Source organism: Nostocoides sp. (genome assembly GCF_035343835.1).
GTDB lineage: Bacteria > Actinomycetota > Actinomycetes > Actinomycetales > Dermatophilaceae > Nostocoides_A > Nostocoides_A vanveenii.
Map to the genome: position 1 here is coordinate 1 of NZ_DAOQZV010000075.1, position 12,719 is coordinate 12,719.

A 12,719-nucleotide genomic window follows, 5' to 3' on the forward strand; every position below is an offset into this window, starting at 1 on the left:
GAGCTCGCCGCCGAACACGGCGCCCGAGCCGTATGGGCGCACGGGGACCTCCCCGCCGCCCGAGCCCTCGCGGAGCGCTCCGGCCTGCCCCCAACGCGCTTGCTGCTCAAGCTGGTTCGCGAGTTGACGCCCGCCGACGCGAGCGCGGCGGATGCGCTCCCGGACGGCTTCGTTTTCGACCATTTCCGGTCCGGCGACGAGGCGGACTGGTTGCGCGTCAACGCCGCGGCCTTCGCGGCGCATCCCGAGCAGGGCCGCGTCACCCGCGCCGACCTCGACCGCCTCACCGAGCAGCCCTGGTTCGACCCCAAAGGTCTGATCCTGTTGCGCGCCAAGGCAACCGGAGATCTGGTCGGCTTCCACTGGACCAAGATCGACCCGGCGGAGATCGTCGCCCTGCCCGCGGGAGGGCGCGCCCCGGCGGGTGAGGTCTATGTCGTCGGGCTGGCGCCCGAGGTCCACGGGCGCGGGCTGGCCGGTCCGCTGACCCGAGCAGGGCTGCGACATCTCGCCGCACGCGGACTGCCGGCCGTCGTGCTCTATGTCGAGAGCGACAACCTCCCGGCGCTGGCGACCTATCGCAAAGCCGACTTCACCGATCTGGAAAGGCACGCCTCCTACGCGGTGGGCACGATAGAGCGCACCTGACAAGATGGGCGCTATGACCACCGCCGAAATCCCCACCACGGATGTCGGTCCCCTCGCCACCGACGTCAGTGAGTTCGACCCCAACGGAGACACCTCGATCGCCGCCACCGGTGCCTCCCGGGTGCCGCTGCGAGCCGCCAACGGTCGCTTCATTCGCGAAGGCGTGATGGCCGCGCCGGCCGCCGACGGCCTGATCGACGACCGCTTCCTGGACCGGGAGATCTCCTGGCTGCAGTTCAACGAGCGCGTCCTGCACCTGGCCGCGGACCCGGATGTGCCGCTGCTCGAGCGCGCGCGCTTCCTGGCGATCTTCACCTCGAATCTCGACGAGTTCTTCATGGTGCGCGTCGCCGGCCTCAAGCGCCGGATCGCCACCGGCATCGCCGTCCGCTCGGCCTCAGGGCTAGAGCCGCGCGAGGTGTTGGAGAAGATCTCCAATGTCAGCGCCGAACTGCTCGGCGCCCAGGCGCGGATCTTCCACGACGAGGTGCGCCCGGCGCTCGCAGACGAGGGCATCACGATCGTGCGCTGGGACCAACTCAGCAGCGCCGAGCAGGATGCGCTCGGCGACTACTTCCTCGACCAGATCTTCCCGGTGCTGACGCCGCTGGCGGTCGACCCGGCGCACCCCTTCCCCTATATCTCCGGTCTCTCGCTCAACCTGGCCGTCGTGCTCGTCAACCCCAAGACCGGCAAGGAGCACTTCGCCCGGGTCAAGGTGCCCGAGATGTTGCCCCGCCTGGTCAAGCTCGAGGTGGCCGACGAGCCGACCGTCGACGAACTGTTCGCGACCCGCTTCGTCCCGATCGAGGACCTGATCGCGGCCCACCTGGAACAGTTGTTCTCGGGCATGGAGGTCGTCGCGAGCTTCACCTTCCGGGTCACCCGCAATGAGGACCTGGAGGTCGAGGAGGACGACGCCGAGAATCTCCTGAAGGCCCTGGAGCGCGAACTCACCCGGCGCCGGTTCGGACCGCCCGTGCGGCTCGAAGTCGATGACGAGATGGACGATCACGTCCTCGACCTGCTGGTCCGTGAGCTCGGCGTGCACAGCAGCGAGGTCTACAAACTCCCCGAGCCACTCGACCTGCGCGCCCTCAATTTCGTCGCCGACATCGACCGCTCCGACCTGCACTACGAGCGCTTTGTCCCGCGCACCAACGCCGATCTCGCACCGACCGAATCGGCCAAGGCCCGCGACCTCTTCGCCAGCATCCGCAAGCAAGACGTCCTGCTCCACCACCCGTATGACAGCTTCTCCACCTCCGTGCAGGCCTTCATCGGGCAGGCGGCGGCCGACCCCCACGTGCTGGCCATCAAGCAGACGCTCTATCGCACCAGTGGCGACAGCCCGATCATCGACGCCCTGATCGACGCCGCCGAGGCCGGCAAGCAAGTGCTCGCCGTCGTCGAGATCAAGGCCCGGTTCGATGAAGAGAACAACATCTCCTGGGCCCGCAAGCTCGAGCACGCCGGCGTGCATGTCGTCTACGGCATCGTCGGTCTGAAGACCCACTGCAAGCTCTCGCTGGTCATCCGGCAGGAGGCCGAGGGGCTGCGCCGCTACTGCCACATCGGCACCGGCAACTACAACCCCAAGACGGCCCGCCTGTATGAGGACCTGGGCCTGCTGACCTGCGACCCGGTCGTCGGCCAGGACATGACCCGGCTGTTCAACCAGCTCTCCGGCCTGGCGCCGCGCAGCCGGTTCAAGCGGCTCCTCGTCGCTCCTCGCACGGTCCGCACGGGTCTGCTCGCTCGCATCGACGCCGAGATCGAACACGCCCGCTCCGGCGCCGGCGGCAGCATCGGTCTGAAGGTCAACTCGATCGTCGACGAACAGCTGATCGACGCGCTCTACCGGGCGTCGCTGGCCGGCGTCAAAGTCGATGTCTGGGTGCGTGGCATCTGCGCGATCCGCCCGGGTGTGCCCGGCCTGTCCGAGAACATCCGGGTGCGCTCGGTGCTCGGTCGCTTCCTCGAGCACTCGCGCGTCTTCACCTTCGGCGCCGGCGGCAACCCGGTCGTCTACATCGGGAGCGCGGATCTGATGCACCGCAACCTCGATCGTCGAGTCGAAGCCTTGGTCGAGCTCGGCCCGGCCCACACCCAGGAGGTCCGCGCCCTCTTCGAGCGCGGGATGTCGGACACGATCGCGCACTGGGCACTCGGTCCCGACGGTCGCTGGGTTCGCCGCCACCGCAAGCCGGACGGCACCCCGGCCGACGACCTGCAGGCCTATCTGATCGAGTACTACGCCAAGAAGCGGCGCAAGGCCCGCCGATGACCGCCGACGCGTGCAGCGAGTGGGCATGCCGCCACTGAAGGCCGTCCCGGCCGCCGGCACCTTGCCGTGGCGCATCACCGATGGTGAGTTGCAGGTTGCTCTGGTCCACCGACCCCGCTATGACGACTGGTCCTGGGCCAAGGGCAAGCTCGACCCGGGCGAGGAATGGGCGGCCGCCGCGGCGCGCGAGACCTTCGAGGAGACCGCGCTGCGCGTGCGCCTGGGCCGGCCCCTGCCGGAGGCGGCCTATCAGATCTTCGACCGGGACGGCTCCTTCGCGACCAAGCAGGTGCGCTACTGGGCGGCCGTCGTCACCGGCGGCACCGGACGGCTGGCCAACGAGATCGACGAGGTTGTCTGGCTCAGTCCCAATGACGCCCACAAGCGCCTGGACTACTCCCGCGACCAGGACCAACTGCTCGCCCTCGTCGGCATGCACCGGCGCAGCGAACTCGCCACCTGGCCGTTGATCATCGTCCGGCACGCCATCGCCCTGCCCCGGTCCCGCTGGAGCCGGCAGGATTGGCTCCGGCCGCTGGACCCGCGCGGGCAAGCGCGCGCGGCAGCGCTCGCGCCGCTGCTCGCGGCATACGGACCGATGTCGTTGATCAGCTCGTCCTCGACCCGCTGTCAGCAGACCCTCGCGCCGTATGGCCGCGCTTCCCGCACCGCTCTGTCGCTGAAGGCGTCGCTCTCGGAGGAGTCCTTCGAGAAGAAGCCGCAGAAGGCGATCCGGGTGATCGAGAAGGCCTTCGACAAGGCTGAACCGGTCGCCATCTGCACGCACCGGCCGCTGCTGCCCGCGATCCTGCGCGACCTGGCCGAGCGTGAGGCGGATCCCGAGGTCAAGGAGCTGCTGGAGCAGGCGGCCGAGCACGGCATGGAGAAGGGCGAGATCATCGTCTGCCATGTCGCCGGCGCGGGCCCGGACGCGCGGATCGTGGCCGCGGAGAGCCACCTGCCCTGAGCGGTCGGTTCACGACGAACCGCGGAGCCGCTCACGCCTTGGGCATAGGCGATACCGCGGCTTCCGGCGGCCCGGCTCGATCAGCCGAAGCGGCCGGAGATGTAGTCCTCGGTGGCCTTGACGCTCGGGTTGTTGAAGATCTGGCTCGTCGAGTCGAGTTCGATGAGCTTGCCCGGCTTGCCCGTCGCTGCCAGGTTGAAGAAGGCGGTCTGGTCGGAGACGCGCGCCGCCTGCTGCATGTTGTGGGTGACGATGACGATCGTGAACTTCTGCTTCAACTCGTTGATCAGGTCCTCGATGGCGAGGGTGGAGATCGGGTCGAGGGCCGAGCACGGCTCGTCCATGAGCAGCACCTGAGGCTCGACGGCGATCGCGCGGGCAATGCACAGCCGCTGCTGCTGACCACCGGAGAGACCGGCACCGGGCTTGTCCAGCCGATCCTTGACCTCGTTCCAGAGGTTCGCGCCGCGCAACGACTTCTCCACGACCTCGTTCAGCCGCTTTTTGTCCTTGACCCCGTTGAGCTTCAGACCGGCAGCGACGTTGTCGCGGATGGTCATCGTGGGGAACGGGTTCGGGCGTTGGAACACCATGCCCACGGAGCGCCGGACGGCCACCGGGTCGACGTCACCGGCATACAAGTCCTGGCCGTCCAGAAGCACCTTGCCTTCGACGCGACCGCCGGGGATGACCTCGTGCATCCGGTTCAGCGTGCGCAGCACGGTCGACTTGCCGCAGCCGGAGGGCCCGATGAAGGCGGTGACGGCGCGGGGCGGGATGGACATCGACACGCCTTCGACGGCCTTGAAGTTGCCGTAGAAGATGTTGAGGTCGGTGACATCGATTCGCTTGGCCACGGTGGTGGTCTCTTTCCGGTGGGTCGGGCTGCTGCCGGGGGTGTCTAGACCTTGCTGCGGCTGCTGATGAAGCGGCCGAGCAGGTTGAGGATCAGGATGAGGACGATCAGGGTCAGCGAGGCGGCCCAGATCCGGTCGACCGCCGGCTGAAGCGCCTGGTCGCGGTCCTGGTTGATCATCGTCGGCAAGGTCGCCATGTTCCCGCTGAACAGATCCGAGGCGATGGCCTTGGTGTAGGGCCCGAGGATCAGCAGGGGGGCCGTCTCACCCATGATGCGAGCCAGGCCGAGCAGGATGCCGGTGACGATGCCGGAGAAGGCCGTGGGCAGGACGATCGAGAAGATCGTCTTCCACTTCGGGACCCCAAGAGCATAGGAGGCCTCACGCAGCTCGTTCGGGACGAGCTTGAGCATCTCCTCGGTCGAGCGGACGATCGTGGGGATCATCAGCAGCGTGAGCGCGAGGCAGACGAAGATCGCGGCTCGCTGCATACCAAAGGTCGTCATGAAGACCGAGTAGATGAACAGACCGGCGACGATGGACGGCACACCGGTGAGGATGTCCACCATGAAGCTGACCACCCGGGCGAGCTTGCCGCGGCCGTATTCGACGAGGTAAACAGCGGTCAGGACCCCGATCGGGACCGAGATCGCGGCGGTGACGGCACCCTGCAAGAGGGTGCCCTGGATAGCGTGCGTGGCGCCGCCGCCCACCCGGCGGGCGGTGATGCCCTGCTGGGAGTTGGTCCACCAACTCGCGTTCAGGAGAAGGTGTCCACCCTTGACGGCAACAGTCCACAGGATCCACGCGAGCGGGGCGACGGCGATCGCGAAGGACAGCGACATCACCACGGTGGCGATGGAGTTCTTGGCCGCTCGGCTGCCCGACTTGCCGCTCAGGTCGAGCGGGCGCGCGTCGGCGAGCGTGGCGGCATCGGTGACGGTGGTCATTCGGTGAACGCCTTCCTGCGCTCGATCACGACGCGCGCGATCGCGTTGACGACGAAGGTCAGGATGAAGAGCACCAGACCGGCCGCGATATAGGCGCCCGTCTTCTGCGGGCTGTCGAACTCACCGGCGCCCAGGGCGATCTTGGAAGCGAAGGTCTCGCCGCCGCCGAACAGCGACCAGGACCAGTCGGCGCCACCGGGCAGCGAGGAGATGAGCATCATGACCGCGACTGTCTCGCCAAGCGCGCGGCCCAGGCCGAGCATGGATGCCGAGATCACGCCGGGCTTACCGAAGGGCAGGACCGCGGTGCGGATCATCTCCCACTTGGTCGCCCCGAGGGCCAGCGCGCCCTCCTTGTGGGTGCCCGGGGTCTGCGCGAAGACTTCGCGCGAGAGCGCCGTGACGATCGGCAGGATCATGATCGAGAGCACCAGACCCGCCAGGAAGACGGTCGTGACCGAGCCCACCGAGGTGGTGGAGAAGATCGGGATGAAGCCGAGGTTGTTGCGCAGGAAGTCCTGCAGGCCGGAGGTCATCGGACCGAGCACGCGCAGGCCCCACAGGCCGAAGACGATCGACGGGACCGCGGCAAGCAAATCGACGGTGGCGGCCGCCGGGCGCGCCAGCCAGCGCGGCGCATACTGCGTGAGGAAGAGGGCGACGGCCACGCCGAGGGGCACAGCGATGCTCAACGCCATGAGCGAGGAGAGCACGGTCACCCAGAGCAGGCGGGCAATGCCGAAACGCGGATGGTCGCCGGAGACGGCCCACTCGGTGGAGGTGAAGAAGTTCGCTTCGTTCTTGGCGAGGGCGGGGAGGGCCTGCGAGAGCAGGAAGACCCCGATCAGGGTGACGAGGGCGACGACGATCAAGCCGGACCCGACAGCCGCGCCGCCGAAGAGCCGGTCGCCCAGCCGCCCGGTGCCTGCGCCGTCGCCGACGACCGGCGGCTCGCCGTCAGCGGGCAACTCGTCGGCGATGGAGACGCCGGTGATGCTCTGCATCCTTTTCGATCCGTTCCGTTGGACGGGATGGACGTATGCCGTTCGGCCCGGTGGCCGGCGCGACCTCCTGCAGTCGCACCGGCCACTCGGGCGTCACGAGGTCAGGACAACGCCTCGACGGCGGCCGCGACCTTGGTCTGCACGTCCGCGGGAAGCGGGGCGTAGCCGAGCTCCTCGAGCGAGGACTGCGTCTCGGGGGTAGCGAAGAAGCTCAGGAAGGACTTGATCATGGCCTGCTTGGACGCATCGGCGTTCTTGGAGCAGACGATCTCGTAGGTGACCAGGCCGATCGGGTAGGCGCCGGCCTCCTTGGTCGCGTAGTCGAGCTTCAGGCGCAGGTCGTTGCCGGTGCCGTCGGCCTTGGCCGCCGCGATGAACTTGCCGACTGCCTCGGCGGTCAGCTCGACCGGGCCCGAGCCGTTGTCGATCTGGGCCATGGCCAGGCCGTTGTCCTTGGCGTAGGACCACTCGACGTAGGTGACGCCACCTTCGGTGGTCTTGACCGCGTCGGAGACGCCCGAGGACTTCTCCTTGCCTTCACCCTTGCCGGTCCAGACCTTGCCCGGGTCGGCCTTCCACGAGTCGCCACCGGCGGCCTTGAGGTACTTGGTGAAGTTGTCGGTGGTGCCGGACTCGTCCGAGCGGAAGAAGGGCTTGATCTCGGTGTCGGGGAGCTTGGCGTCCTTGTTCAGGGCCGCAATCTTCTCATCGCTCCACTTGGTGATCTCGCCCTGGAAGATGCCCGAGATGACCTCGGGGGTCAAGACCAGCGTGTCGACGCCGGGCAGGTTGTAGGCCACGGAGATCGGGCCGACGACCATGGGCAGGTTCCAGGCGTCGGAGTTGCAGCGCTTCTTGGCCGCGTCGACCTCGATGACGCCGTCCTTCTCCTCGGTCTTGAGGGCCGAGTCGGAGCCGGCAAAGTCGACCTGGCCGGCGTTGAACTGCTTGATGCCGGTGCCCGACCCGCTGGGGTTGTAGTTGATGGTGACGTCGGCGCACTTCTCGTTATAGGCGGCGACGACCTCTTCGAAGGCGTTCTTCTGGGCCGAGGAGCCTTCGGCGTTCAGGGTGCCACTGGGGCAGTCGGTGCTCGCGCTGGTGGTCTCGCTGCCGGCGCTCGTCGCGCCGCTGGAGGCGGTGGTGGCGCCGCCGCTGGTCGTCTCCGACGTGGTGTTGTTGTCGGAACCGCAGCCGGCCAGGGCCAGCGTGCCGGCGATGGCGACGGCCGCGACGCGGCTTCGGGTGGTGATCTGCACGGGGGTGAACCTCTCGCGTGATGCCAGTTCGTTTCTCGTGACCGGGGGCTCCCGATCACGCTGCCGACGGTAGGAAGCCTTGGTGGCGGTCCGGTCCTGGCCGGGTGAACGCGAGTTGAACAGCGAGGGAAAGACTGGAATCGCCGGAGTCTTGCGATCCGGCGCGCTGCTGGTGTGGGGTACTCGCGAGCGGCGGCGCAGCACCGACTAACGGATCAGTGCACCTAACAGAGCCGAGCAGGCGGCGGCGAGCAGGCCGGCGCCGGGGAAGGTGAGCACCCAGGCAATCCCGATATCCCACACCACTCCCCATCGAACCGCCCGGAATCTGCGGGTCCCGCCCGACCCGAGGATGGCCGAGGTGATCGCCTGGGTGGTGGAGATCGGCGCCCGCAGGGCGGTCGCGGCATACAGGATGGCTGCGGCTGTCGCCTCGGCGGCGAAGCCGTGCGGCGGATCGAGGTCGATGATGCGGCGGCCGAGCGTGCGCATGATCCGCCAGCCACCGGCATACGTCCCCACCGACATAGGCAAGGCGGAGGTGAGGATCACCCAGACCGGCAGCGGTCCGTCGGCGGCCGGAAGGCGACCGCCGACGGTCAGGGCGAGCATGACCATGCCCGCGGTTTTGGCGGCGTCCTGCATCCCGTGGCCGAAGGCGACGGCCGAGGCCGAGACCGTCTGCGCCAGCCGGAACCCACGAGCGATACGCACGGGCTCCCGGTTGCGGAAAATCCACAAGATCGCCGCCATCACCAGATAGCCGCCGACCAGGCCGATGATCGGCGAGACCAACATGGGGATGACGACCTTGTCCACGATCTCGGCCCAGCGCACCTGCACGCCGGCGGCGAGCGCGGCACCGCCGAGGCCACCGATCAGGGCGTGACTCGAGGAGGACGGCAGGCCCCGCGCCCAGGTCAGCAGATTCCAGCCGATGGCTCCCAGCAGCGCGGAAGCACAGACCGAGAGCCCCACGGCACCCGTGGGAGCGGCGATGATGTCATTGCCGACCGTCTGCGCTACCCGGGCGCCGAAGAATGCGCCGAGAAGGTTGGCGCACGCGGCCAAGGCGACCGCAACCCGCGGGGTCAGGGCCCGAGTCGAGACGGACGTGGCGATGGCGTTCGCGGTGTCGTGGAATCCGTTGGTGTACGCGAAACCCAGAGCCAAAAGCACGACGGACGCGACCGGGAGCCAATCCACCGCCGTCAGGCGCCCTTCAACGCCATGCTCTCGACGACATGGGCGACGCGCTCGAAGCCATCGATGGCCCGCTTGAGCTCGTCGATGACGCCCTTGACCTTCAGGACGCGGATGACATTGTCGGCGTTCTCGTCCATCACCTTGGCCAGCAGCCGACGGTGGTTGCGATCGCCTTCGTTCTCGAGCCGATTGATCTCGATGAGGTAGTCGCCGAGGCTGCTCAACTCGCGGAGGCTGGGCATCGCGGCGGCCGTCAGATCGGCCATCCGGCCCAGGAGATCGACCTGGCGGGCGACGCCCCTGGGCAAGGCCTCGAGTTGATAGATGTCGATGAGGTCGACCGCCGCCTCCATAAAATCCATGCAGTCGTCGAGCGCATCGGCCAAGGCGTGGATGTCGGCGCGGTCGAAGGGCGTGATGAAGGAGCCGTTGACCCGGCGCAGGATGGCGTGGGTGGCTTCGTCCGCCTGGAGTTCGAGGTCGCGCATGGTGGCCACGACGTCGCCACGGTCTTCCGGAGTGCTGGCGAGCAGGGCCGTGAGCGCGCGCGAGCCGCCGACCAGCAACTCCGCGCTGGCGGTGAAAAGGTCGTAGAACGTGTCGTTCTGCGGCGTCAGGCGAAATGCCAAGGTCGGGCGCTCCAACTAGGAGTAACGACCAGGAGAACTGGTCTGCTCAATCCTAGAGGCGCAGATCAAGGCCTCAGGTGGATCGTCCGCCGGCGAGGCCCAACGGAAGGGCTGCGTTTGTCCGCATCCCGGACGACTGTCTTGGAATGCAGAACACCTGAACGTTTTCGCGCGGATCGCAGACTGCTTTCCCTAATCTTGTTCTCCATGACGACCGACTCTTCCGACGCGGGTGGGGTTGACGAGGCCAGGACGGCCGAGTCGGGGTGGTTGAAGGGGCTCAGTGCCGCGGTCACCGCGGGTGGTGGCCCCCTCGACGACACGGCGATCGACGAGGCCCTGGGCATCACTCGGGCGTCGGTCACGCCCAGCGTCCAGGCCGTCACGGACCCCGCCAGCTAACGCCTCCACAGCGCGAGGTGCGGACGCGGGCTTCATAGGCCCCGCGTTCGGTCGGCGACGCTGTCGCCCGTTTCGTGGCCAAGGATCTCGGGTCGGAAGACATACCCGCCGTTCACGCGCTCGATTCGCAGCAGCGTCCCCGGCGGAAGCTCGGCGCGGACGTCGACCGGCAGCGGGACGAAGCCGTCGGCAGTGACCACGGCATACTCCCGGCCGCTGCGGCCTTCGCCGCCGATCCGGCCATCGCGGATGGTGACGGTTCGCGGCAGACGAGCCGCCACCTCGGGATCGTGCGTGACGACAACGACCGTGGTGCCCTGCTCGCGGTTGACGCGCATCAAGGCATCGAGGATTCGCTCACGCGCTTCATGATCGAGGGCACTGGTCGGCTCGTCGGCCAGGAGGACGCCGGGCGCCGGTGCCAGCGCGACAGCAAGCGCGGCCACCTGAAGTTGCCCGAATGAGAGCCGGTCGAGCCGGGCGTCGGCGAAGCCAGCCCCGCCGACCAAGTCGAGCACTCCATCGACGGGGAGCAACTCGCTGCCGAGGCGCAGCGCCTGCCGACGCGCGAAATCGATATTGCCCCGGACGGTCAGATAGGGCACGAGGTTGCGGCGCGCGCCCTGCAGCATCAACGAGATCCGGGAGGCCTGGAAGCGTTCAAGATCGCTCGCATCCAAGGTCGTGATCTCCTGATCGCCGATGAAGATCTTCCCGGCGCTCGGACGCAACAAGCCGCCCACCAGGGCGAGCAGGGTCGACTTGCCCGAACCCGACGGGCCGAGCAGGCCGAGCACCTCGCCCGCCGCGACGCGCAGGTCCACGCCGGAGAGTGCGGCGACGTCGTGGCCCTCCGAACGATAGATGTGAACCAGGCCGACGGTCGTGACGGCCAGCGGGACGGTCATGCCGAGTCCCGCAATCGCGACACATCCGACCGCGTAGCGACCGGCCGTCCGGCCAGCGCACCGACGAGGAGAAGAACGGCCAGGCCGGCGGCTGCGGCGGACAGAGCGGGCAGCCAGGCCGTGTGCAGGTCGATCAGGTAGGTCGGCGGCGGCGAGGTGAACATGGGCATCATCGCGACCGCCGGCGGAGCGGCCCAGAGTCCGGCGGCCGCGCCGGCGCCGGCCGAGACCAGGATCACGGGCAGCGTCTCCAGTTGCGCCAGGACGGCGAGGCTGCGCGCGCGGGTGCCGGCCAGGCGCAGACCCGCATAGTCGCGGGTGCGGGCCCGCCACGAGGTGACGGCAAGCACGATGACGCCGACCGCTGCGACCAGCACGGCGAACCCGCCCACCGCGAACGCGAGGCCGAGACTCCAGGCCGCCGCGCTCCGCCCGTATGCCTGCGCGACCGGCCCCGGGTGCCGGGTCTCGGTGACGTGCACGCCAGCATCGGCGAGCCGGGCCGTGACGGGTGCCAGGATCGCTGGATCGATGGAATCGGCATACACCAAGACCGTGGCTGCTCCGCGGCCACGCCAGCCTTGTGCCAGCAGATTGTCGAGGTTGACCAGACTCGCCTTGTCGGGTCCGCCGGGCACGAACGGCACGTCGCCGCGAGCGACCTGCATCATGGTTTCGCCATCGAGGTAGCTTCCGGCATAGGTGGCGCCGGCGGCGCTGGGCCGGTCGGCCGGCGTGGTCAGGGTCGGGACGACGGCGGGCATCGAGGCATGCGGCAAGAAGGCCTGATCGACGCCGCCATTCGAGAAACGGAGCGTCAGCCCACCCGAGCGGGCTTCGCCTGCGAGGTCGGTGCCATCCACCGTCGTCGGTGTCCAGGATCGTGAGTCGCCCAGATCGATGCCGCGCCCGTCAACGTGGACCTCGGTCAGGGACACCTCACCGGTGACCGGGGTGGAGCCTTGGGGCGCCAAGACCCCGAGCCCGGCGATCCGGCAGGTGTCCTGGCACGGGATCGTGGCGCTCCGTGGTGCATCCGCCCCGCGTCGCGGCAATGCGCCGATCGGGATGGCTTGCAGCCGGCCGTCTGCGCCGACGACGTTGATGGCTACCTCCAGTGCGTCCGGCACCTTGAGCAGATCGGGGGTGGCCGAGGTGAACTCGGGGGCGGTCAGGCGGTAGGTGATCCGCGTGCCGGTCAGTCTCAGCGGGGGAGTTTCGGGCGCGGTCAGACGGTCCCAGGCCCACCCGCCGGGGTCCGCTCCAGGCCACAGGGCCAGGCGCCGGAAGGCGTCGGGGACGACGCCGATCGTCGCTCCCTGGTCGGCGCTGACCGGGTCGATGATGGCAACCGGTGTCACATGAGCGCCCGCCGGGTCGGCCGTGCGAACCGCCGCGACGACCGTTGCCAGATCCTCGGTGTCGAGGTGCAGGACAGTCGGGGCGCCGACTTCCACCTCTGCTCGGCCGAGCCGATTGCGGGCGCCGACGGCCAGGGCGTCGGCACTGACGACGACCAAGCACATCGCGACCGTCACCACGGGGATCAGCCAGCGCGTGCTGCCCCGCCGCCCGGCCGCGAGGAGCGCCGCGCCGGACGCC

General features: G+C 68.6%; 12 protein-coding genes. 4 read left to right on the forward strand and 8 right to left on the reverse strand.

From position 1 onward, the window contains the following. The 3 genes from mshD to PKH97_RS07330 all read left to right on the forward strand — a co-directional run. A partial coding sequence (mshD, locus tag PKH97_RS07320) for a mycothiol synthase (protein WP_324386750.1) occupies nucleotides 1–648 on the forward strand: 648 nt, incomplete at its 5' end. A gap of 4 nt (nucleotides 649–652) precedes the next feature. Then, nucleotides 653–2,935 (forward strand): RNA degradosome polyphosphate kinase, encoded by a 2,283-nt coding sequence (locus PKH97_RS07325; RefSeq protein WP_324386751.1) that lies wholly within the window; start codon nucleotides 653–655, stop codon nucleotides 2,933–2,935. A gap of 25 nt (nucleotides 2,936–2,960) precedes the next feature. Then, on the forward strand, nucleotides 2,961–3,902 hold the full coding sequence (locus PKH97_RS07330; protein ID WP_324386752.1) for an NUDIX hydrolase: 942 nt from the start codon (nucleotides 2,961–2,963) through the stop codon (nucleotides 3,900–3,902). 80 nt (nucleotides 3,903–3,982) lie between these two features. On the opposite strand, the gene pstB is transcribed toward PKH97_RS07330, so the two are convergent. The 6 genes from pstB to PKH97_RS07360 all read right to left on the reverse strand — a co-directional run bounded on the left by pstB (nucleotide 3,983) and on the right by PKH97_RS07360 (nucleotide 9,807). Continuing rightward, entirely contained in the window at nucleotides 3,983–4,759 is a 777-nt protein-coding gene (gene pstB, locus PKH97_RS07335) for a phosphate ABC transporter ATP-binding protein PstB (RefSeq protein ID WP_324386753.1), read from the reverse strand. Nucleotides 4,760–4,803: 44 nt separating this feature from the next. Beyond that, nucleotides 4,804–5,709 (reverse strand): phosphate ABC transporter permease PstA, encoded by a 906-nt coding sequence (pstA, locus tag PKH97_RS07340; RefSeq protein ID WP_324386754.1) that lies wholly within the window; start codon nucleotides 5,707–5,709, stop codon nucleotides 4,804–4,806. After that, nucleotides 5,706–6,713 (reverse strand): phosphate ABC transporter permease subunit PstC, encoded by a 1,008-nt coding sequence (gene pstC / locus PKH97_RS07345; RefSeq protein ID WP_324386755.1) that lies wholly within the window; start codon nucleotides 6,711–6,713, stop codon nucleotides 5,706–5,708. Before pstC ends, pstA begins: the two co-directional genes overlap by 4 nt. 101 nt (nucleotides 6,714–6,814) lie before the next feature. Then, nucleotides 6,815–7,972, reverse strand: coding sequence for a phosphate ABC transporter substrate-binding protein PstS (gene pstS / locus PKH97_RS07350; RefSeq protein ID WP_324386756.1), 1,158 nt, complete (start codon nucleotides 7,970–7,972; stop codon nucleotides 6,815–6,817). 207 nt (nucleotides 7,973–8,179) lie between these two features. Beyond that, the gene (locus tag PKH97_RS07355; protein ID WP_324386757.1) at nucleotides 8,180–9,151 is read right to left on the reverse strand and encodes an inorganic phosphate transporter; all 972 of its coding nucleotides are present in this window, start codon (nucleotides 9,149–9,151) and stop codon (nucleotides 8,180–8,182) included. A 32-nt stretch (nucleotides 9,152–9,183) separates the two neighbouring features. After that, nucleotides 9,184–9,807: a DUF47 family protein gene (locus PKH97_RS07360; protein WP_324386758.1), complete on the reverse strand. Its 624-nt coding sequence runs from the start codon at nucleotides 9,805–9,807 to the stop codon at nucleotides 9,184–9,186. Between the two features lie 207 nt (nucleotides 9,808–10,014). On the opposite strand from PKH97_RS07360, the gene PKH97_RS07365 reads away from it, so the two are divergent. Further along, on the forward strand, nucleotides 10,015–10,209 hold the full coding sequence (locus PKH97_RS07365; protein WP_324386759.1) for a hypothetical protein: 195 nt from the start codon (nucleotides 10,015–10,017) through the stop codon (nucleotides 10,207–10,209). Between the two features lie 32 nt (nucleotides 10,210–10,241). On the opposite strand, the gene PKH97_RS07370 is transcribed toward PKH97_RS07365, so the two are convergent. Next, nucleotides 10,242–11,117 carry an ABC transporter ATP-binding protein gene (locus PKH97_RS07370; protein WP_324386760.1) on the reverse strand — a complete coding sequence of 292 codons (876 nt, stop codon included), beginning with the start codon at nucleotides 11,115–11,117 and terminating at the stop codon, nucleotides 10,242–10,244. After that, nucleotides 11,114–12,719, reverse strand: a 1,606-nt coding sequence (locus tag PKH97_RS07375; RefSeq protein WP_324386761.1) for an FtsX-like permease family protein, incomplete at its 5' end; no start/stop codon positions are given. The genes PKH97_RS07375 and PKH97_RS07370, both read right to left, overlap by 4 nt.

Bases quoted from the DNA above. Each gene is read 5' to 3' on its own strand.
- PKH97_RS07370 (WP_324386760.1), bottom strand. From the start codon at position 11,117: ATGACCGTCCCGCTGGCCGTCACGACCGTCGGCCTGGTTCACATCTAT.
- pstC (WP_324386755.1), bottom strand. From the start codon at position 6,713: ATGCAGAGCATCACCGGCGTCTCCATCGCCGACGAGTTGCCCGCTGAC.
- pstA (WP_324386754.1), bottom strand. From the start codon at position 5,709: ATGACCACCGTCACCGATGCCGCCACGCTCGCCGACGCGCGCCCGCTC.
- PKH97_RS07330 (WP_324386752.1), top strand. From the start codon at position 2,961: ATGCCGCCACTGAAGGCCGTCCCGGCCGCCGGCACCTTGCCGTGGCGC.
- PKH97_RS07325 (WP_324386751.1), top strand. From the start codon at position 653: ATGGGCGCTATGACCACCGCCGAAATCCCCACCACGGATGTCGGTCCC.
- PKH97_RS07365 (WP_324386759.1), top strand. From the start codon at position 10,015: ATGACGACCGACTCTTCCGACGCGGGTGGGGTTGACGAGGCCAGGACG.